At 71.5% G+C, this 18,253-nt stretch carries 22 protein-coding genes; 1 reads left to right on the forward strand and 21 read right to left on the reverse strand.

The window, feature by feature from the left end; genetic code table 11:
- Positions 1-65 precede the first annotated feature (65 nt).
- The 5 genes from KV205_RS13715 to rpsB all read right to left on the reverse strand — a co-directional run bounded on the left by KV205_RS13715 (position 66) and on the right by rpsB (position 4,690).
- A complete protein-coding gene (locus KV205_RS13715; RefSeq protein WP_265864593.1) occupies positions 66-1,250 on the reverse strand; it encodes a phosphatidate cytidylyltransferase in 1,185 nt (394 codons plus the stop codon).
- Positions 1,250-1,807 carry a ribosome recycling factor gene (gene frr, locus KV205_RS13720; protein ID WP_265864595.1) on the reverse strand — a complete coding sequence of 186 codons (558 nt, stop codon included), beginning with the start codon at positions 1,805-1,807 and terminating at the stop codon, positions 1,250-1,252. The genes KV205_RS13715 and frr overlap by 1 nt, the downstream gene beginning before the upstream one ends.
- Positions 1,808-1,938: 131 nt before the next feature.
- Positions 1,939-2,703: a UMP kinase gene (gene pyrH, locus KV205_RS13725; protein ID WP_265864596.1), complete on the reverse strand. Its 765-nt coding sequence runs from the start codon at positions 2,701-2,703 to the stop codon at positions 1,939-1,941.
- 158 nt (positions 2,704-2,861) lie between these two features.
- The gene (gene tsf, locus KV205_RS13730; protein WP_265864597.1) at positions 2,862-3,698 is read right to left on the reverse strand and encodes a translation elongation factor Ts; all 837 of its coding nucleotides are present in this window, start codon (positions 3,696-3,698) and stop codon (positions 2,862-2,864) included.
- Between the two features lie 110 nt (positions 3,699-3,808).
- Positions 3,809-4,690: a 30S ribosomal protein S2 gene (gene rpsB, locus KV205_RS13735; protein WP_265864599.1), complete on the reverse strand. Its 882-nt coding sequence runs from the start codon at positions 4,688-4,690 to the stop codon at positions 3,809-3,811.
- A 253-nt stretch (positions 4,691-4,943) separates the two neighbouring features.
- On the opposite strand from rpsB, the gene KV205_RS13740 reads away from it, so the two are divergent.
- Positions 4,944-5,435 carry a M23 family metallopeptidase gene (locus KV205_RS13740; RefSeq protein ID WP_265864601.1) on the forward strand — a complete coding sequence of 164 codons (492 nt, stop codon included), beginning with the start codon at positions 4,944-4,946 and terminating at the stop codon, positions 5,433-5,435.
- A 56-nt stretch (positions 5,436-5,491) separates the two neighbouring features.
- Here the strand turns inward: KV205_RS13740 and KV205_RS13745 are convergent, their stop codons facing one another.
- The 16 genes from KV205_RS13745 to rpsP all read right to left on the reverse strand — a co-directional run bounded on the left by KV205_RS13745 (position 5,492) and on the right by rpsP (position 18,124).
- Positions 5,492-6,052, reverse strand: a complete 561-nt coding sequence (locus tag KV205_RS13745) for a TetR/AcrR family transcriptional regulator (protein ID WP_265864812.1) — start codon at positions 6,050-6,052, stop codon at positions 5,492-5,494.
- A 57-nt stretch (positions 6,053-6,109) separates the two neighbouring features.
- Positions 6,110-6,952 (reverse strand): RNA polymerase sigma factor WhiG, encoded by an 843-nt coding sequence (gene whiG / locus KV205_RS13750; protein ID WP_265864603.1) that lies wholly within the window; start codon positions 6,950-6,952, stop codon positions 6,110-6,112.
- Positions 6,953-7,206: 254 nt separating this feature from the next.
- Complete coding sequence (dprA, locus tag KV205_RS13755) at positions 7,207-8,508, reverse strand: DNA-processing protein DprA (protein WP_265864604.1); 1,302 nt, start codon at positions 8,506-8,508, stop codon at positions 7,207-7,209.
- Complete coding sequence (locus KV205_RS13760) at positions 8,505-10,124, reverse strand: YifB family Mg chelatase-like AAA ATPase (RefSeq protein ID WP_265864605.1); 1,620 nt, start codon at positions 10,122-10,124, stop codon at positions 8,505-8,507. The genes dprA and KV205_RS13760 overlap by 4 nt, the downstream gene beginning before the upstream one ends.
- On the reverse strand, positions 10,124-10,498 hold the full coding sequence (locus tag KV205_RS13765) for a YraN family protein (protein ID WP_265864607.1): 375 nt from the start codon (positions 10,496-10,498) through the stop codon (positions 10,124-10,126). The genes KV205_RS13760 and KV205_RS13765 overlap by 1 nt, the downstream gene beginning before the upstream one ends.
- Positions 10,499-10,649: 151 nt before the next feature.
- Complete coding sequence (locus KV205_RS13770) at positions 10,650-10,958, reverse strand: DUF2469 domain-containing protein (RefSeq protein ID WP_008737534.1); 309 nt, start codon at positions 10,956-10,958, stop codon at positions 10,650-10,652.
- Between the two features lie 55 nt (positions 10,959-11,013).
- Positions 11,014-11,616, reverse strand: a complete 603-nt coding sequence (locus tag KV205_RS13775) for an NUDIX hydrolase (RefSeq protein ID WP_265864615.1) — start codon at positions 11,614-11,616, stop codon at positions 11,014-11,016.
- Positions 11,613-12,410 carry a signal peptidase I gene (gene lepB, locus KV205_RS13780; protein WP_265864616.1) on the reverse strand — a complete coding sequence of 266 codons (798 nt, stop codon included), beginning with the start codon at positions 12,408-12,410 and terminating at the stop codon, positions 11,613-11,615. Before lepB (KV205_RS13780) ends, KV205_RS13775 begins: the two co-directional genes overlap by 4 nt.
- Before the next feature lie 63 nt (positions 12,411-12,473).
- Positions 12,474-13,508, reverse strand: coding sequence for a signal peptidase I (gene lepB, locus KV205_RS13785; protein ID WP_265864813.1), 1,035 nt, complete (start codon positions 13,506-13,508; stop codon positions 12,474-12,476).
- Complete coding sequence (gene lepB, locus KV205_RS13790; RefSeq protein WP_265864617.1) at positions 13,420-14,526, reverse strand: signal peptidase I; 1,107 nt, start codon at positions 14,524-14,526, stop codon at positions 13,420-13,422. The genes lepB (KV205_RS13785) and lepB (KV205_RS13790) overlap by 89 nt, the downstream gene beginning before the upstream one ends.
- Positions 14,519-15,409 (reverse strand): signal peptidase I, encoded by an 891-nt coding sequence (gene lepB, locus KV205_RS13795; RefSeq protein ID WP_265864618.1) that lies wholly within the window; start codon positions 15,407-15,409, stop codon positions 14,519-14,521. Before lepB (KV205_RS13795) ends, lepB (KV205_RS13790) begins: the two co-directional genes overlap by 8 nt.
- Before the next feature lie 38 nt (positions 15,410-15,447).
- Positions 15,448-15,798, reverse strand: coding sequence for a 50S ribosomal protein L19 (rplS, locus tag KV205_RS13800; protein WP_265864619.1), 351 nt, complete (start codon positions 15,796-15,798; stop codon positions 15,448-15,450).
- Between the two features lie 129 nt (positions 15,799-15,927).
- Positions 15,928-16,749: a tRNA (guanosine(37)-N1)-methyltransferase TrmD gene (trmD, locus tag KV205_RS13805; protein ID WP_265864620.1), complete on the reverse strand. Its 822-nt coding sequence runs from the start codon at positions 16,747-16,749 to the stop codon at positions 15,928-15,930.
- The gene (rimM, locus tag KV205_RS13810; protein ID WP_265864621.1) at positions 16,749-17,360 is read right to left on the reverse strand and encodes a ribosome maturation factor RimM; all 612 of its coding nucleotides are present in this window, start codon (positions 17,358-17,360) and stop codon (positions 16,749-16,751) included. Before rimM ends, trmD begins: the two co-directional genes overlap by 1 nt.
- 78 nt (positions 17,361-17,438) lie before the next feature.
- Positions 17,439-17,678: an RNA-binding protein gene (locus KV205_RS13815; RefSeq protein WP_056566048.1), complete on the reverse strand. Its 240-nt coding sequence runs from the start codon at positions 17,676-17,678 to the stop codon at positions 17,439-17,441.
- Positions 17,679-17,680: 2 nt separating this feature from the next.
- On the reverse strand, positions 17,681-18,124 hold the full coding sequence (gene rpsP, locus KV205_RS13820) for a 30S ribosomal protein S16 (protein WP_265864622.1): 444 nt from the start codon (positions 18,122-18,124) through the stop codon (positions 17,681-17,683).
- Positions 18,125-18,253 lie beyond the last annotated feature (129 nt).

Below are 18,253 nucleotides of genomic sequence, written 5' to 3' on the forward strand. Positions count from 1 at the left end.
CGGGGCGTACGAAGGGCCCGCGACACCGGGTCGCGAGCCCTTCCAGAGTACCTGTTGCGCGCCCGTCAGCCGCTGCCCACGAACAGGACCAGCAGCAGCCACACCACCGGCGCCGTCGGCAGCAGCGAGTCCAGCCGGTCCATGATGCCGCCGTGGCCCGGGAGCAGCGTGCCCATGTCCTTGATGCCCAGGTCACGCTTGATCATCGACTCGCCCAGGTCGCCGAGCGTCGCGCTCGCCGCCACCGCGAGGCCGAGCAGCAGACCCTGCCACCAGGCACCGTCGTCGATCAGGAACTCCATGCACAGCGCGCCCGCCGCCATCGCGAACGCCACCGCGCCGACCAGACCCTCACGGGTCTTGCCGGGGCTGATCCGCGGCGCCAGCTTGTGCTTGCCGAACCGCCAGCCCACCGCGTACGCGCCGGTGTCCGACACCACCGTGAGCAGCAGGAACGTCAGCACCCGCTGCGGACCGTCGTCCGCGGTCAGCAGCAGCGCCACGAACGTCGCCAGGAACGGCACGTAGAACGCGGCGAACACACCCGCCGTGACGTCCTTCAGATAACCCTCGGGGGGCTCCGTCATCCGCCACACCAGGACGGCGAGCGCCGTCAGCGCCATCGCCACCCACGCGCCCTCGGGGCCGCGCACATAGCCGGCGACGACCATCGCCGCACCGCCGACCGCGAGCGGCACCAGCGGCGCCTTGATGGACTTGCGCTCCTGCAGCCGCGAGGTCAGCTCCCACAGGCCCACGACCACGGCGACCGCTATCACGCCGACGAACGCCGGCTTCCAGATGAACAGCGACGCGATGATCACCGCGCCGAGCCCCAGGCCGACCCCTATCGCCGCGCCCAGGTCACGGCCCGCGCTCTTCTTCTGCCGCGGCTGCTGCCGGGGCGAAGGAGCGGGCGGCGGCTGGGAGGGGCTGGACATGGGCTCCTGCGAAAACTCGTACGGAGGGTGCTCGTGCTGCGGGTGCTCGTGCTGCGGGTGCTCGTGCTGCGGGTGCTCGTGCGGCGTCTCGTCACGGAACAGGGGACCGCTCGGCAGAGCGGCCCCCCGGTCGTGATCGTCCTGGTTGTCGCCGGCGGAAACGTCGGACACGATGGGCATGGGCCGAGTCTGCGCCGCCTGCCGCCCATCGTGGGCGGGACCCGCCGGGGCAGGCCCCTGGTCGGGTCCCCCGAAGCCGGATCCGGCCGGGGACCCCCAGGCCGGGGACCCCCAGGATGAGTCGTTCATCAGACCTCGAGGAGCTCGGCTTCCTTGTGCTTCAGCAGCTCGTCCACCTGCGCCACGAACTTCGCGGTGGTGTCGTCGAGCTCCTTCTCGCCACGACGGCCCTCGTCCTCGCCGACCTCGCCGTCCTTGACGAGCTTGTCGATGGCCTCCTTGGCCTTGCGACGCACGGCGCGGATCGAGACCTTGGCGTCCTCGGCCTTGGTCTTGGCGACCTTGATGTAGTCGCGGCGGCGCTCCTCGGTCAGCTCGGGGAACACCACGCGGATGATGCTGCCGTCGTTGCTCGGGTTGACGCCGAGGTCCGAGTCGCGGATGGCCTGCTCGATGTTGCGCAGCGCGCTCTTGTCGAACGGGGTCACCACGGCCATGCGCGGCTCCGGCACCGAGAACGACGCCAGCTGGTTGATGGGCGTGATGGCGCCGTAGTAGTCGGCCACGATCTTGTTGAACATCGCCGGGTGCGCACGGCCGGTGCGGATCGCCGCGAAGTCGTCCTTGGCGACCAGGACGGCCTTCTCCATCTTCTCCTCGGCCTCGAGGAGGGTCTCTTCGATCACCACTTGCTCCTGCGTGTCGTCGCGTTGTGTCCTGCACGGTGTACGACCGGCAGGGCTCTGTCCATCCCCCTCGCGGAGCGCGTCCCCCTCACGGGGGCGGGTACCCCGCGCGGGGCGGTTCCCGGTTCGGGTCAGGCCCGGGTGCCCTGGTCGCTCACGAGCGTGCCGATCTTCTCACCCTTCACGGCGCGCGCGATATTGCCCTCGGCGAGGAGCTCGAAGACGAGGATCGGGAGGTTGTTGTCGCGGCACAGGGTGATGGCGGTGGCGTCGGCGACCTTCAGGTCGCGGGCGAGCACCTCGCCGTACTCGAGCGCGTCGAACTTCACCGCGTCGGGGTTCCGCTTCGGGTCGGAGTCGTAGACCCCGTCGACCCCGTTCTTGCCCATCAGCAGGGCCTCGGCGTCGATCTCCAGGGCGCGCTGGGCGGCGGTCGTGTCCGTGGAGAAGTACGGCATGCCCATACCGGCGCCGAAGATGACCACGCGGCCCTTCTCCAGGTGCCGCACGGCGCGCAGCGGGATGTACGGCTCGGCGACCTGCCCCATGGTGATGGCGGTCTGCACGCGCGAGTCGATGCCCTCCTTCTCCAGGAAGTCCTGGAGGGCGAGGCAGTTCATCACGGTGCCGAGCATGCCCATGTAGTCGGACCGGGCCCGGTCCATGCCGCGCTGCTGGAGCTCGGCGCCGCGGAAGAAGTTGCCGCCGCCGATCACGATCGCGATCTCGGCGCCGTCGCGGACGACGGCGGCGATCTCGCGCGCGATCGCGTGCACGACATCCGGGTCGACCCCGAGGCCGGTGCCCCCGGAGAAAGCCTCGCCGGACAGCTTCAGCATGAAGCGGCCGGCCTTTTTGCCGTTGTTGTCGTCGCCCTGTGCGGCGCCCTGATTCATGGAGATCTCCTCGTGCACATACGAAGAAGGCCATTGCCCTGGGGTCCTTGCGGTTTCCCGTACGGCAATGGCCTCCTCGTCAGATCTGCGGCCGTCCGGCGCGAACGCGGGCGGCTGCTTCAGACCCTACCGGGGTCCGGTGTCCGTTGCGTACGGACTCAGATGCCGACCTTGATGCGGGTGAAGCGCTTCAGGGTGACACCGGCCTCGTCCAGAACCTTCTGGACGGTCTTCTTGTTGTCCAGCGCGTACGGCTGGCCGAGCAGCGTGGCGTCCTTGAAGAAGCCGTTGACGCGACCCTCGACGATCTTCGGGAGCGCGGCCTCGGGCTTGCCCTCGGCGCGGGTGGTCTCCTCGGCGACGCGACGCTCGGTCTCGACGACCTCGGCCGGGACGTCCTCCTTGGAGAGCCACTTCGGGGCGAACGCGGCGATGTGCTGCGCGACACCCTTCGCGACCTCGGCGTTCTCCTTGTCCAGCTCGACCAGGACACCGATCTGCGGCGGCAGGTCGGGCATGGTGCGGTGCATGTACGCGGAGACGAAGCCGTCGCCGTACTGCGCGAAGCGGTCGAGGACGATCTTCTCGCCGAGGTTGGCGTTGGCCTCGTCGACGAACGCCTGGACGGTCTTGCCGGCCTCGATCTCGGAGGCGAGCAGGGCGTCGAGGTCGGCCGGGGAGGTGGCGGCGACGTGCGCGGCCAGCGCGTTGGCGACGGCCAGGAACTTCTCGCCCTTGGCGACGAAGTCCGTCTCGCACTTCAGCTCGACCAGGACACCGGAGGTGTTGTCGTCGGCGATGAGGGAGACCACGGCGCCGTTCTCGGCGGAGCGGCCCTCACGCTTGGCGACACCCTTCTGGCCCTTGATGCGCAGGGCCTCGACGGCCTTGTCGACGTCGCCGTCGGCCTCGTCCAGGGCCTTCTTGCAGTCCATCATGCCGGCGCCGGTGAGCTCGCGGAGCTTCTTGACGTCAGCGGCGGTGTAGTTCGCCATGAGTCTGTTTCTCTCTCGAAGTCTGAAAGATCGGGCGGGTCACGGGTGGACGGCGGGGGCTTTGTGGGCCCCCGCCGTCGTCACCCGCGAGTCCTGAGGGACCGGAAGGGTCAGGCCTGCTCGGCGTCCGCGGCCGGAGCCTCGGCGGTCTCGGCAGCGGCCTCGGCCGGCTTCTCGGCCTCGGCGGCGGCCGGGGCAGCCTCGTCGGCCTTCTTCTCGCCCTCGAGCAGGTCGCGCTCCCACTCGGCGAGCGGCTCGCCCGCGGCCTTCTCGCCCGGCTTCTGGTCGCCGGTCGCGGCGCCGGAACGGGCGATGAGGCCCTCGGCGACGGCGTCGGCGATCACGCGGGTGAGCAGGGTGACAGAGCGGATCGCGTCGTCGTTGCCCGGGATCTTGTAGTCGACCTCGTCGGGGTCGCAGTTGGTGTCGAGGATCGCGACGACCGGGATGTGGAGCTTGCGCGCCTCACCGACGGCGATGTGCTCCTTCTTGGTGTCGACGATCCAGACGGCGCTTGGCACCTTCTGCATCTCGCGGATACCACCGAGGGTCTTCTCCAGCTTGGCCTTCTCGCGGGAGAGGACCAGGAGCTCCTTCTTGGTGAGGCCGGAGGCGGCCACGTCCTCGAAGTCGATCTGCTCGAGCTCCTTGAGGCGCTGCAGACGCTTGTAGACGGTCGAGAAGTTGGTGAGCATGCCGCCCAGCCAGCGCTGGTTCACGTACGGCATGCCGACGCGGGTCGCCTGCTCGGCGATGGCCTCCTGGGCCTGCTTCTTCGTACCGACGAACATGATGGAGCCGCCGTGCGCGACGGTCTCCTTGACGAACTCGTAGGCGCGGTCGATGTACGACAGCGACTGGAGCAGGTCGATGATGTAGATGCCGTTGCGCTCGGTGAAGATGAAGCGCTTCATCTTCGGGTTCCAGCGACGGGTCTGGTGACCGAAGTGGACGCCGCTCTCCAGCAGCTCCCGCATCGTGACGACGGCCATGGCCATCTCCTTGGTTTCTCGGTTGTGTTCCTGACGCCCCGGCGCGCCGTGCCACGAGGGACCGAAAGGCGCTGCCACCCGTCACGAGGGACCGGTGGCGGGGCGTGCGAAGTCGACCCGGTGACCCGGGTCGCCATGGAAAGTGTACGGGACCCCGGGAGCGCCGGGTGACGCCGTTGTCCACAACCGGGCGCTTGTCCACAGATTCCGCCGATGCCGGTCATGGGGTTCCCGGCCCGGGCAACCTGCCGTCATGCACCAGATCCCGATGACCCTGCTGAACGCGCTGTCCCTGCTCACCCTGCTCACGGCGACCTGGCCGATCGGCCCGCCCCGCCCCGACATCCTCCGCGGCTGGGAGCCCCCACCGGGCCCGTACGCCGCCGGCCACCGCGGCCTCGACCTCGCGGCCCCACCCGGCACCCCGGTCCACGCCCCCGCCGCCGGCACCGTCACCTTCGCCGGCCCGGTCGGCGGCCAGGGCGTCCTCGTCCTCACCCTCCCGGGCACCGGCGACCCACCCCTCCGCACCACCTACGTCCCGGTGGACCCCCTCGTCCCCACGGGCACCACCGTCCGGACCGGCGACATCGTCGCCCGCGTCACCGAAGGCGGCACCCACTGCCCCGCGAGCTGCCTCCACTGGGGCCTCCTCCGCGGCGACACCTACCTGAACCCGCTGCGCCTGCTGGGCGCCGCGGGCCCGTCGCGCCTGCTGCCGGTCTGGGGGCGCGCACCTGAATGACACGGAGGCGGCGGAGGGCGGGGAGGGAGGGGGTGGGGGGGAGGGCCCAGAGAGGATCAGGCGCCGCGGATGCCGCCGAGGGCCATCGAGACGGCGGCGTTCGTGATCGTGGCCGGGTCCTCGGCGGCGCCGAGTTCGATGCGGCGGACGGCGGCGTCGACGACGCCCTGGAGGAGCATGGCTTCGAGGCGGGGCTGGGGGCGGCCCAGGGTGGTGAGGGCGGCGACGATCATGGTGACCAGGCCGCCGTGGGCGGCGCGGATCTTCTCGCGGGCGCCTTGGTCGAGCTCGCTCGCGGAGATGGCGACGACGGCGCGGTGGCGGCGGTCGCCGACCAGGTCGAGCTGGCTGCGGACGTAGGCCTCGATCTTGCCCTCGGCGGTGTCGGCGGCGGCCATGGCCGCTTCGACCTCGGCGGCCCAGACGGGGAAGTCGACGGCGCAGAGTTCCTCGACGACGGCGGCGCGGGAGCGGAAGTACTCGTAGACCGACGAGCGGGCCAGGCCCGTGCGCTCGGCGAGGGCGGGGAAGGTCAGTGCTTCCGTTCCGCCTTCGGACAGCAGGGAGCGCGCTGCGTCCAGCAGGGCGGCGCGCTGCATCGTCCGGTGCTCGGCCACGGAGGCCGCTCGAATCCTTGGCACGGCTCCACTGTACGGCGGTGGGGCGGGGTGGCGTCAGCGGCCCACGTCGGCCAGTTTGGCGCGCAGCTGGAGGACGGACTTGGTGTGGATCTGGCTGACGCGGCTCTCGGTGACGCCGAGGACGTGGCCGATCTCGGCGAGGGTGAGGCCTTCGTAGTAGTAGAGCGTGACGACGGTCTTCTCGCGCTCGGGGAGGGTGTTGATGGCGCGGGCGAGGAGCCGGCGCAGTTCGCGGTCCTCGGCGACTTCGACGGGGTTGTCGGCGGCGGTGTCCTCGAGGGTGTCCATGAGGGAGAGGCGGTCGCCGCCTTCGCCGCCGACGTGCAGGAGCTCTTCGAGGGCGACGACGTTGGCGAGGGACAACTGGCTGAAGACGGAGTGGAGTTCTTCGAGGGTGACGCCCATCTCCTCGGCTACCTCGGGCTCGCTGGGGGTGCGGCGCAGCTGGGCTTCGAGGGTGGCGTAGGCGCGTTCGACGTTGCGGGCCTTCTGGCGGACGGAGCGGGGGATCCAGTCGAGGGCGCGGAGTTCGTCGATCATGGCGCCGCGGATGCGGGTGATGGCGTAGGTCTCGAATTTGATGGCGCGCTCGACGTCGAACTTCTCGATGGCGTCGATGAGTCCGAAGACTCCGGAGGAGACGAAGTCGGCCTGTTCGACGTTGGAGGGCAGGCCGACGCTGACGCGGCCGGCGACGTACTTGACGAGGGGCGAGTAGTGCAGGATCAGCTGTTCCCGCAGCCGTTCGTCGCCGGTGTCCTTGTAGGAGCGCCACAGTTCGTCGAGCGAGGTCGGTGCGGGCGGTCGCACGGTGCCGGTGCCCCGGGCTGCTGGGGGCACCGCGGCGCGGTCAGACCCGGAGGTGTGCTGGGGCATGCGTCGCCTTGAGCCGTTCTGCTGTCGGGTGCGAAGGAGTCGTTCCGGTTGTCGGGCGGGGAATTCTCGTGAGCGTAGCGTGAGTGGGCTGTCGCGGTGAGCGAACGCCGGTGGATCGCGCCGGTCCGGGTGGCTGTGGTCGCCCGCATCTTCGAACGGGGGTCGTGGCACGCGTCGGCCCGTCGGGTGTGGTCGGGTGCCCTCGGTTGCTCTTCGTCTTCACCGTCTTCACCTTTTCACCCGAATGCTCCGGGTCAAGTACCGCCATGCCGGGCGTTCGACGGTTCTGTCGGCCTGTTCGTCAACCGCCAGTGGTCCTGGTGTCGCTCGACGAACCCGAGGGAGTGGAGTTCGTACAGCTTGGCGAGGGTGTGGTCGGGGTGGGTGCCGGCGCGGGTGGCGATGTCGGCGAGGGGTGCGGGGTGGTGGCCGGGGAGGGCTTCGAGGACGCGGGCGGTGTCGGGGGCGAGGAGGTCGCGGGGCAGGACGGGGCCGCGGCGGGGTGGGGCGAGTTGGCCGATGTCTCCGACGAGTTCGACGATTTCGGCGGCGTCGGTGACGAGGGTGGCTTCGCCGCGGAGGAGTTCGTGGACTCCGGCGGAGAGTCCGCTGGTGACGGGGCCGGGGACGCCCATGGTGTGGCGGCCGAGGCGGGCGGCGGCGCGGGCGGTGACGAGGGAGCCGCTGCGGTATTCGGCTTCGATGACGACGGTGCCTCGGGTGAGGGCGGCGATGACGCGGTTGCGGAGGACGAAGCGGCTGCGGGTGGGGTGGCCGCCGGGTGGGAGTTCGCCGAGGACGAGGCCTTGTTCGGTGATGCGGCGGATGAGGCCGGCGTGGCCGCGGGGGTAGGGGATGTCGACGCCGCAGGCGAGGACGGCGATGGTGGCGCCGCCGGTGCCGAGGGCGCCGCGGTGGGCGGCGCCGTCGATGCCGAAGGCGGCGCCGGAGACGACGACCCAGCCGTGTTCGGTGAGGCCTGCGGCGAGGGTGGCGGCGGTGTGGGCGCCGTACGGGGTGCAGGCGCGGGCGCCGACGAGGGCGACGGAGCGGAGGGCCCAGGCGCGGAGGTCGGCGGGTCCGCGGACCCAGAGGCCGAGGGGGCGGGCGTCGGCGAGGTCGTCGAGTTGGCGGGGCCATTCGGTGTCGCCGGGGATGACGAATCGTCCGCCGAGTCGGGTGATGTGGTCGAGGTGCTGTTCGGGGGTGGCGGTGCGGGCGCGGCGTCGCCAGCCGGCGAGGCGGGCTTCGCTGGTGCCGGGGAGTGTGGTGCCGTCGCGGGGGTCGGGGGCCGGCCCTGGGGTGTCGGGTTCCCAGAGGCCGGGTTCCGCGGTCCTGCCGTCTTCGCGCAGGAGGCGGAGGAACCCGGTGGCGCCGTGGTGGCGGAGGGCGCGGCCGGCGTGTTCGTCGCCGGGTTCGACGATGTGGCTGAGGGCGGCGCGGGCGAGGCGTTCCTCGTCGAGGGAGTGGGCGGGGGTTCGGTCGTGGGCAGGGGCTTGGTTGTCGGCGGGGGTTTGGTTGTCGGCGGGGGCGCGGGTGTCGTCGTACCGGGTCATGTCCACTCCCCCGCCCCCGCGGGTACGGGGACGCCTCGGGTGATGCCGGTGCGGAGTTCGAGGGCGAGGGCGAGGTCTTCGGGGCCGGGGCGGTCGTGGCCGGCGAGGTCGGCGACGGTCCAGGCGACGCGGAGGACGCGGTCGAGGCCGCGGGCGGTGAGCAGGCCGCGTTCGATGTCGCGTTCGGCGGCGGCGAGGGCGCCGGGGGCGGCTTGGTAGCGGGTGCGGAGTTCGTGGCCGGGGATTTCGCTGTTGACGGTCCAGGGGGTGCCGTCGAGTCGGGCGGCGGCGCGGGCGCGGGCTTCGCGGACGCGGTCGGCGACGGTGGCGGTGGGTTCGCCGCGTCCGCCGTGGCCGAGGAGGTCGGAGCGGGTGACGGGTTCGGCTTCGACGCGCAGGTCGACGCGGTCGAGGAGGGGGCCGGAGAGGCGGGCCTGGTAGCGGCGGATGAGGGAGGCGGGGCATTCGCAGCCGGTGCCGAGGAGGGTGTGGCGTCCGCAGGGGCAGGGGTTGGCGGCGAGGGTGAGGAGGAAGCGGGCGGGGAGGCGGACGACGCCGGCGGCGCGGGCGATGACGACGTGTCCGGATTCGAGGGGTTGGCGGAGGGCGTCGAGGGCTTTGGTACTGAATTCGGGTGCTTCGTCGAGGAAGAGGACGCCTCGGTGGGCGAGGGAGACGGCGCCGGGGCGGGGCAGTCCGTTGCCGCCGCCGACGAGGGACTGCATGGTCGCGGAGTGGTGGGGTGCGCAGTAGGGCGCGCGGCGGACGAGGGGTTCGCCGGGCGGGAGGATTCCGGCGACGGAGTGGACGGCGGTGACTTCGAGGGATTCCTGGCGGGTGAGGGGCGGGAGGATGCCGGGGAGCCGTTCGGCGAGCATGGTCTTTCCGGCGCCGGGTGGTCCGGTGAGCAGCAGGTGGTGGCTGCCGGCGGCGGCGATCTCCAGGGCGCGGCGGGCGGTGTGCTGGCCGACGACGTCGGCGAGGTCGGGTCCGTCGGCGGGGTCGGCGGCGAGTCCGGTGCCGACGCCCGCGCCGGGGACGAGGAGTCCGGCGAGCATGGGGTCGGGGCGGCCTTCTTCGTGGGGTTCTTCTTCGGGGACGGGTTCGTCGGCGAGGACGGCGATGAGTTGGCCGAGGGTGCGGACGCCGAGGACGGCGACGCCGGGGACGAGGGCGGCTTCGCCGGCGGTCTGTTCGGGGACGACGACGTGCCGGTAGCCGGCGTCGGCTGCGGCGAGGACGGCGGGGAGGACGCCTCGGACGGGGCGGACGCGGCCGTCGAGGCCGAGTTCTCCGATGAGGACGAGGTCGGCGATGCTGCGGGGGTCGATGCGTTCGGCGGCGCCGAGGACGGCCGCCGCGACGGCCAGGTCGAAGCCGGAGCCTCCCTTGGGGACGGAGGCGGGGCTGAGGCCGACGGTGAGTTTCTTCTGGGGCCATTCGGCGCCGGCGTTGACGATGGCGGCGCGGACGCGGTCGCGGCTTTCGGTGAGGCTCTTGTCGGGGAGGCCGACGAGGGTGAAGGCGGCGACTCCGGCTTCGAGGTCGGCCTGGACCTCGACGACGACGCCTTCGACGCCGACGAGGGCGACGGAGCAGGTGCGGGCGAATCCCATCAGGCCACCCCCTGGGCGTGGGTGACGACGGGTGCGCCGCGGCGGGGCAGGAGGACGCCGACGAGGTCGATGCGGACGGCGCCGCCGGCGGGTCCGCCCGGTGGTCCGCCGTGCCGGTCGAGCCAGCAGGCGGCGAGGTGCCGGAGCCGTTCGGCCTTGCGTGGGGTGACGGCTGCCATCGGGTGCTCGAAGGCGCCGTCGCGGCGGGTCTTGACCTCGCAGATGACGAGGGTGTCGCCGTCGCGGGCGACGATGTCGATTTCTCCGGTCCGGCCGCAGCGCCAGTTCCTGGCGAGGATGTGCAGGCCGGTGGCGGTGAGCCGGCGGGCGGCGATCTCTTCGCCGTACCGTCCGAGTGCTCGGGTCGCGTTCATGCGGTACCACCTCCGGCACCGACTGTGACGCATCATCACGCTGCGTGTGCGGGGCTGTGGACAGGTGGCCGCCTGTGGAAAACCCGCTCCCTCTTTCGAGGGATTGCGCTTTCGTGGATTGCGCCTTCGAGGGATCGCGGCGCGAACCGGGTCAGCTGCCGGGGAGCTCCAGGTCCGTCTTGTTGAGCTCCTCGATGTTGACGTCCTTGAAGGTGAGGACGCGGACCTGTTTCACGAAGCGGGCGGGCCGGTACATGTCCCAGACCCAGGCGTCGGCCATGGAGACCTCGAAGAAGACCTCGCCCTGGACCGAGTGCACCTGCATCTCGTAGTCGTTGGTGAGGTAGAACCGCCGCTCGGTCTCGATCACGTATTTGAACAGCCCGACGACGTCGCGGTACTCCCGGTAGAGCTTCAGCTCCATCTCGGTCTCGTACTTCTCGAGGTCCTCGGCGCTCATGGCATGTTCCCCTTCAGCCGTGCGTCCCCCTATTGTGCGCCAGTCGCCCGGGCCCCTAAACGATTTCCGGGGCCAGATCGAGCGGCGGGCTCGGGGGTCCTTCGTCGAGCAGTGTGTCAAGCAGCTCGGCGAGTCTGTCGGGGTACACCGTCTCACGGGCCACCGACAGTTCGGCGGAGGTCCACCATCTCAGGCCGGAGACGCTGCGGGTCTCCAGCTCAGTGAGGCCGCGCGGGGCGGTCGCGGTCTGGGTCGTACGGGCCAGGTAGTACCACTCGTCCTGGTCCCAGCGGCGGCCGGCGAACGGGAACGAGCAGTAGCGCCGCCACAGCACCGGCCCGAGCTCGATGTCGGTGATGCCGGTCTCCTCGGCGAGTTCGCGCAGCGCGGCCTGTTCGCGGCTCTCGTCGCCCTCCAGGCCGCCGCCGGGGGTGAACCACCAGGTCCGGTCGGGGTCGTCGGGCTCGTGCCCGTGCAGGAGGAGGATCCGGTCGTCGGGGTCGAGCAGCACGACCCGCGCCACCCGCCGGACCTCCGCCGCGCCGGCCTCCGGCCCCGCAGCGCCGCCGCGAGCGATGTCCGTGCCCGCCGCGCCTTCGCGCCCGGTCGCCGTGTCCGCCGTACCCGCCGCGCTCTCGCGGCCGCCGCTCTCCGTCATGCGCTCACCGCGTCCCTCTCCCCCGCCCCCGCCTTCGTCTTCGGCGGCGCGGGCTTGCGGCCGCCGCCGATGCGCCGGGCCACCGGCCCGTACGCGGCGCCCGCCAGGATCAGTACACACCCGGCGACGATCGCGGTGAAGAGCGGCACGACCGGGCCGGGCGTGGAGATGCCGCCGGGCAGGGCGGCGAAGCCGGCGGGCCGTTCCACGACGCCCGGGGCGGGCCAGGCGACGGCGTCGACCCGGCCGAGGACGGACGAGCGGGGTACGAAGCCGTGGGAGGCGTCCTGGAGGTGGGCGCGGGAGTCCAGCGAGTTGTGCCGTTCGTCGCCGAGGAGGAAGAGGCTTCCCTCGGGCACGGTCACGGTGAACTTCTCCGCGGAGGGGGTCTTCCCGGCGCGCAGGTACGTTTCGTCGACCGGCTTGCCGTCGAGGGTGAGCCGTCCGTCGGTGCCGCAGCAGGCGAGGGTGTCGCCGCCGACGCCGACGACCCGCTTGACCATGGGCACGTTGCCCCACAGCGGGTCCTGGAAGACCACGATGTCGCCGCGCCGCACGTCGGCGCCGTCGACGCGCTCGGCGAGGACCTTGGAGCCGACTTCGAGGGTCGGGGTCATGGAGTCGCTGGGCACGGTGTACGGCTGGTAGAGCACCGCGCCGGCGACGAAGCCGCCGAGGAACAGCACACAGCCGACGGCCACGGCGAGCCCCGACAGAACACTGCCGAGGCGGCCGCGGCCGTCCTTGGTACGCGATGAACGCGCTGCGGGCGATGTGCGCGGTGTGACGCTCATGGGCACCTCGGGGAATCCGCGGACCGTCCGTGCGACGGTCCGGGACGGCACCCTACCCGCGGGTCACCTCTCCGCGGTATGGCTGACGATCTCCGCGCCGTCGTCGGCGCCCTGCTTCCTGCGCCGCCGCCACAGGACCAGCGGCAGCGCTCCGGCGAAGCCGAGGGCGGCCGGGGCGGCGCCTGGCGCCGCGGCCAGCGCCTGGCTGAGGCCGGGCTGGTCGAAGGTGTCCGGAACGGGCAGGGTGGACCAGCGGGTGACCGGCCAGGCGATGACCACGGCGCGGCCCACGACCTCGTCGTTGGAGACGGTGCCGCCGCCCGGGAGCTCCATGTGGAAGCGGGAGTCCAGCGAGTTCTGCCGGTTGTCGCCCATCACCCAGATGCGGCCCTCGGGGACCTTGACCGGGCCGAACGCCGGGTCGCAGGGCACCGAGCCGGGGTGCAGGTAGGCGCTCTCGTCGAGTTCCTTGCCGTTGACGACGACCTTGCCGCCCTCCTTGCAGGAGACGGTGTCGCCGCCGACCGCGATGACCCGCTTGATCAGGTCCTTCTCCTCGGCGGACGGCATGAGGCCGATGAAGCTGAGGACCTTCTGCACGACGTTCGGCTCGGGGGTGTTGGCCTCTTCCAGCCAGCCGCCCGGGTCGTGGAAGACGACGACCTCGCCGCGCTCGGGCTCCGAGCCGAACCACGGGGTGAGCTTGTCGACGAGGACCCGGTCGCCGCGCTGCAGCGTGTTCATCATCGAGTCGGAGGGGATCGAGAAGGCCTGCACCAGGAAGGTCTTGATCAGCAGCGCGAGCACGAGCGCGATGCCGATGAGCAGGGGCAGTTCCTTCCAGAAGGAACGGGGCCGGTTCGGGCCGCGGCCGCCGTGCCCGGAGCGCTCGTCGTCGCCGTCCCCGTCGCCGTCCCCGTGGTCGCCGGAGCCGCCGTCGGCGGGGCCGTCCGCCGGGCCCGTGCCCGGGTCCGTACCGCCCTGGTGAGGGCCTCGGTCAGGGCCTCGGTCAGGACCCTGCGCGGGGCGCTCGGGGCCCTCGGAGCGCTCGGGCCTCTCGTCGGGCTCGTCGTGTCCTGATCGCGCGCCGACGGCCAAATCCCCCACATCCACTCCTCAGTCCGTGCCACCGCCCGTCCCGGAACAGGGACAGGCCCACCACTCCCATAACGAGCAGAAGTTCCGCAGGGGTCGGGAGCCCGGGCAATCCGTTGAGATTGCGCTGGGACACCCTATGCGACAGACCTGTGGATTCGGCCGCGGCCGCCCCGTGCCCCGCAGCCCGATCCGGGTTCGTGTCCGGGGTCGGATCCGGTACGGAGGCGAAGGTCGCGCGCTCCTCGAGCCGGCGCCAGTGGTCGACCGGCCAGGCGATCACCACGGCCCGGCCGACGATCTGGTCCACGGAGACGGTGCCGTGCTCCGGCTCGTCGAGGTGGAAGCGCGAGTCGGCGGAGTCGGAGCGGTGGTCGCCCATCACGAAGACCCTGCCCGCCGGGACCTTCACCTCGAACGGAATCGTCGAGGGCACGTTCCCGGGGTGCAGATACGGTTCGTCCAGCGGTACGCCGTTGACCGTGAGCCGCCCGTCGGCGCCGCAGCACTTCACCGTGTCCCCGCCGACCGCGACGACCCGCTTGATCAGGTCCCGTTCGTCGGCCGAGGGCAGCAGGCCGATGAAGGTCAGCGCCTGCTTGAGCTGCTTGACGCCCACCGGGTCGTCGGACGGCGGCGCGGTCTCCTGCTGGAGCCAGTTGCCGGGGTCCTTGAACACCACGACGTCGCCGCGTTCCGGCTGGGCGCCGAACCACGGCGTCAGCTTGTCGACCAGCACCCGGTCGTCGATCCGGATGGTCTGCTCCATCGAGCCCGAGGGGATCACGAAGGCCTGCACCAGGAAGGTCTTCAGGACCAGTGCGATCAGTACGGCGACGGTGACGAGCAGCGGGATCTCGGTGATCGCTGAGCGCCGCCGGCGCCGCTTGACCTTGCGGGCGAGCTTGCGGCGCTCGGCCCGCCCCGCGGGCGGGCGGCCGCCGTCGTCCGGCAGCCCGGAGCCCTCGGCGGCGCCCGGGGTGCCGCGGCGGCCGGCGGGGGCCTTGCCCCGCCTACCCATGCCCGCCCGGTCCCGTCCACTGCGGTACGGCGTCGAAGGCGTCGGTGTCCGGGACGGTGGACCAGCGGCCGACCGGCCAGCCGATCCAGTCGGCGCGGCCGATGACCTGCTCGACCGGGACCACGCCGCCGCCGGGCTGGCCGAGGTGGTCGCGGGAGTCGCTGGACTGGCTGCGGTGGTCGCCCATCACCCACAGGGTGCCGTCGGGGACGACGATGTCGAAGGGCACGTTGGAGGGGCGGTCGCCGAGCTTCACGTACGTCTCGGTCACGGGCACGCCGTTGACGGTGAGCCGGCCGGCCTTGTCGCAGCAGACCACCCGGTCGCCGCCGGTGCCGACGACCCGCTTCACGAAGTCGGTCTCGTCGGGCTCGGCGAGACCGAGGGCGGCGGCCGCGTCGTGCAGCAGACCGGTGACCGGGTTCCCGGCGGGCTGTTCCTGGACGAAGGAGCCGGTGCCGTCGAAGACCACCACGTCACCGCGGTGCGGCTCATTGCCGAAACGGTACGCCAGCTTGTTGACCAGGATCCGGTCGCCGACCTGGAGGGTGGGCTCCATCGAGCTGCTGGGCACCAGGAAGGGCTGGAGCACGAAGTGGCTGAAAACCAGCAGGAAGACCATGCAGGCGACGCCGATGAGGCCCGTACGCCGCCAGGTCAGCACCCCGCCCGGCTCCTCGCGCTCCTCGCGCTCCTCCGGCTTGTCCTCCTGGTCCTCCCGGTCCCCCTGCTCCTCCAGTCCTTCGGGGTTCTCCTGCCCCTCCGGAGCCGACTCGACCCCGTGACCCGGCCCGCCGTCGGGCCCGGAAACGCGCGCGGAGCGCGACCGCTCCTCCTCGCCGGAGGAGCGATCGCGCTCCGTGTGCTGTGCTTCGGTGTCCATCGGGGGCGAGCCTATCCCGCCACCCTGTGGGCCGATGCTCAGTTGTCGCGCTTCTCCTTGATCTTGGCAGCCTTGCCGCGCAGCTCACGGAGGTAGTAGAGCTTGGCGCGACGGACGTCACCGCGGGAGACGAGCTCGATCTTCTCGAAGATCGGGCTGTGCACCGGGAAGGTGCGCTCGACGCCGACGGAGAACGAGACCTTGCGGACCGTGAAGGTCTCGGAGACGCCCGAGCCCTGACGGCGGATGACGACACCCTTGAACTGCTGGATGCGGGAGCGGTTGCCCTCGATGACGCGAACGTGGACGTTCACGGTGTCGCCGGGGCGGAAGGCCGGAACGTCGGAACGCAGGGTGCCGGCGTTGACCTGGTCGAGCAGGGAGGCCATGGAGGTCTCTTTCCTCGCTGATGCCACAGGTCATCAGCGGTACGTACGAATGGATGGAGATGGTCGTCCGTCTCTGGCAGGCGTCCATCCCCCTGTGGCAGGGGCGCGCGCCGGACGTACGACAGCGGCCTATTCTTCCACGGCCTCCGGCCCGCGCCAAAATCGGCCGCCGGGCTCGGGGGCCCAGCCGAGCATGGAGAGGATCTCCCGGTCCTTCTTGTCGAAGGCGGCCGGGTCGGTGCGCTCGACGAGGTCGGGCCGGTGGGCGACGGTACGGCGCAGCGCCTCGTCCCGGCGCCAGCGGGCGATCTTGCCGTGGTGGCCGCTGAGCAGCACGTCCGGGATGCCGCGGCCGCGCCACTCCGGGGGCTTGGTGTAGACGGGGCCTTCGAGGAGGTTGGCCATGGCGCCGGGGGCGAAGGAGTCGTCGCGGTGCGACTCGGCGTTGCCGAGGACGCCGGGCAGCAGGCGGGCGACGGCCTCGGTGATCACCAGGACCGCGGCCTCGCCGCCGGCCAGGACGTAGTCGCCGATGGACACCTCGTAGACCGGCATCCGGGTGGCGTACTCGTCCATCACGCGCCGGTCGATGCCCTCGTAGCGGGCGGGCGTGAAGATCAGCCAGGGCCGCTCGGAGAGCTCGACGGCGAGTTCCTGGGTGAAGGGGCGGCCGCTGGGGGTGGGCACGACGAGGACCGGGCCGTGGGCGCCGGCCTCGAAGCCGTCGGCGAGGGTCTGGTCGAGGCAGTCGCCCCAGGGCCCGGTCTTCATGACCATGCCGGGGCCGCCGCCGTACGGGGTGTCGTCGACGGTGTTGTGCCGGTCGTACGTCCAGTCCCGCAGGTCGTGGACGTGCACGTCGAGCTGGCCGCGGGCGCGGGCCTTGCCGACCAGCGAGACGTTCAGCGGTTCGAGGTACTCGGGGAAGATCGTGACGACGTCGAGGCGCATCAGACCGCGTCCTTGCCGGAGTCGTCGGAGCCGCCGGAATCGGCGCCCTCGTCACCCTCGTCGCCCTGGTCCTCGTCGCGCGACGAGTCGATGACGGCCTCGCGCTCGTCGATCAGTCCGGGCGGCGGGGTGATGACGGCGCGCTGGTTCTCCAGGTCGATCTCGGTGACGATCTCCGAGACGAAGGGGATCATGACCTCGCTGCCGTCGGGCCGCTCGACGATGAACAGGTCCTGGGACGGCAGGTGGGAGATCTCGCTGATCACGCCGATCTCGGTGCCGTCGGCGAGGACGACGTCGAGGTCGACCAGCTGGTGGTCGTAGTACTCGTCCTCCTCCTCGGGCAGCTCGTCGGGGTCGACGTCGGCGATGAGGAGCGTGTTGCGCAGGGCCTCGGCGCCGTTGCGGTCGCGGACGCCCTCGAAGCGCAGCAGCAGCCGGCCGCTGTGCACCCGGCCGGTCTCGATGGTGAGCGGCCCGGCGGAGGCCGGGTCCGTGTGCAGGACGGCGCCGGGTCCGAGCCGCAGCTCGGGCTCGTCGGTCCGCACCTCGACGGTGACCTCGCCCTTGATGCCGTGGGCGCGGCCGATCCGCGCGACTACCAACTGCACTGATGACTCTCCTGTCGATACGGCAACGGGCCGGGGCGGGCGCGTGCGCCCTCCCCGGCCCGTGCCGGTGTCAAACTTTCAGCGGACCTGGTCCACGTCGACGAGGTCGACGCGGATGCCGCGGCCGCCGATGGCACCCACGACGGTGCGCAGGGCGCGCGCGGTGCGACCGTTGCGGCCGATCACCTTGCCGAGGTCGTCCGGGTGGACCCGGACCTCGAGAACGCGGCCCCGGCGCAGGTTGCGCGAGGCGACCTGCACGTCGTCGGGGTTTTCGACGATGCCCTTCACGAGGTGCTCGAGAGCCTCCTCGAGCATGATCAGGCCTCGGTCGACTCGGTGGACTCGGCCGCGGCCTCGTCCGCCTTCTTGTCGGCCTTCTTGGCCTTCTGGGTGATGGCCTCACCCTTGGTGTCGTCACCCTCGAGAGCCTTGGCGAACTCGTCGAAGGAGGCGCGCTTGGCTTCCTTGGTCGCCGGGGCCAGCAGCGGCTTCTCCGGGGCCGGGAGGCCCTTGTGCTTCTGCCAGTCGCCGGTGAGCTTCAGGATGGCGAGAACCGGCTCGGTCGGCTGGGCGCCGACGGACAGCCAGTACTGCGCACGCTCGGAGTCGACCTCGATGCGCGACGGGTTGTACGTCGGGTGGTAGAGGCCGATCTCCTCGATCGCACGACCGTCCCGGCGGGTGCGGGAGTCGGCGACGACGATGCGGTAGTGCGGCTGGCGGATCTTGCCGAGGCGCTTGAGCTTGATCTTGACTGCCACTGGAGTGGTGTCTCCTGAACTTGACGTGGTTGGGCACTTGAGATGCCACGTGGGGTTGCGGTACTCGGGTGCCCGATGGACGCGTCAGCCGGAGGAGAGAGGGGTCCTGTGCGACTGTCGAGTACAGCT

This window comes from Streptomyces sp. SKN60 (genome assembly GCF_026236535.1).
GTDB lineage: Bacteria > Actinomycetota > Actinomycetes > Streptomycetales > Streptomycetaceae > Streptomyces.

Bases quoted from the DNA above. Each gene is read 5' to 3' on its own strand.
- KV205_RS13775 (WP_265864615.1), bottom strand. From the start codon at position 11,616: ATGACGGAGAGCGGCGGCCGCGAGAGCGCGGCGGGTACGGCGGACACG.
- pyrH (WP_265864596.1), bottom strand. From the start codon at position 2,703: ATGAATCAGGGCGCCGCACAGGGCGACGACAACAACGGCAAAAAGGCC.
- KV205_RS13815 (WP_056566048.1), bottom strand. From the start codon at position 17,678: ATGCTCGAGGAGGCTCTCGAGCACCTCGTGAAGGGCATCGTCGAAAAC.
- tsf (WP_265864597.1), bottom strand. From the start codon at position 3,698: ATGGCGAACTACACCGCCGCTGACGTCAAGAAGCTCCGCGAGCTCACC.
- KV205_RS13715 (WP_265864593.1), bottom strand. From the start codon at position 1,250: ATGAACGACTCATCCTGGGGGTCCCCGGCCTGGGGGTCCCCGGCCGGA.
- rpsB (WP_265864599.1), bottom strand. From the start codon at position 4,690: ATGGCCGTCGTCACGATGCGGGAGCTGCTGGAGAGCGGCGTCCACTTC.
- lepB (WP_265864618.1), bottom strand. From the start codon at position 15,409: ATGGACACCGAAGCACAGCACACGGAGCGCGATCGCTCCTCCGGCGAG.
- KV205_RS13760 (WP_265864605.1), bottom strand. From the start codon at position 10,124: ATGGGATTCGCCCGCACCTGCTCCGTCGCCCTCGTCGGCGTCGAAGGC.
- dprA (WP_265864604.1), bottom strand. From the start codon at position 8,508: ATGACCCGGTACGACGACACCCGCGCCCCCGCCGACAACCAAACCCCC.
- lepB (WP_265864616.1), bottom strand. From the start codon at position 12,410: ATGAGCGTCACACCGCGCACATCGCCCGCAGCGCGTTCATCGCGTACC.
- KV205_RS13740 (WP_265864601.1), top strand. From the start codon at position 4,944: ATGCACCAGATCCCGATGACCCTGCTGAACGCGCTGTCCCTGCTCACC.
- rplS (WP_265864619.1), bottom strand. From the start codon at position 15,798: ATGGCCTCCCTGCTCGACCAGGTCAACGCCGGCACCCTGCGTTCCGAC.
- KV205_RS13765 (WP_265864607.1), bottom strand. From the start codon at position 10,498: ATGAACGCGACCCGAGCACTCGGACGGTACGGCGAAGAGATCGCCGCC.
- whiG (WP_265864603.1), bottom strand. From the start codon at position 6,952: ATGCCCCAGCACACCTCCGGGTCTGACCGCGCCGCGGTGCCCCCAGCA.
- trmD (WP_265864620.1), bottom strand. From the start codon at position 16,749: ATGCGCCTCGACGTCGTCACGATCTTCCCCGAGTACCTCGAACCGCTG.
- lepB (WP_265864617.1), bottom strand. From the start codon at position 14,526: ATGGGTAGGCGGGGCAAGGCCCCCGCCGGCCGCCGCGGCACCCCGGGC.
- KV205_RS13770 (WP_008737534.1), bottom strand. From the start codon at position 10,958: ATGAGCGCCGAGGACCTCGAGAAGTACGAGACCGAGATGGAGCTGAAG.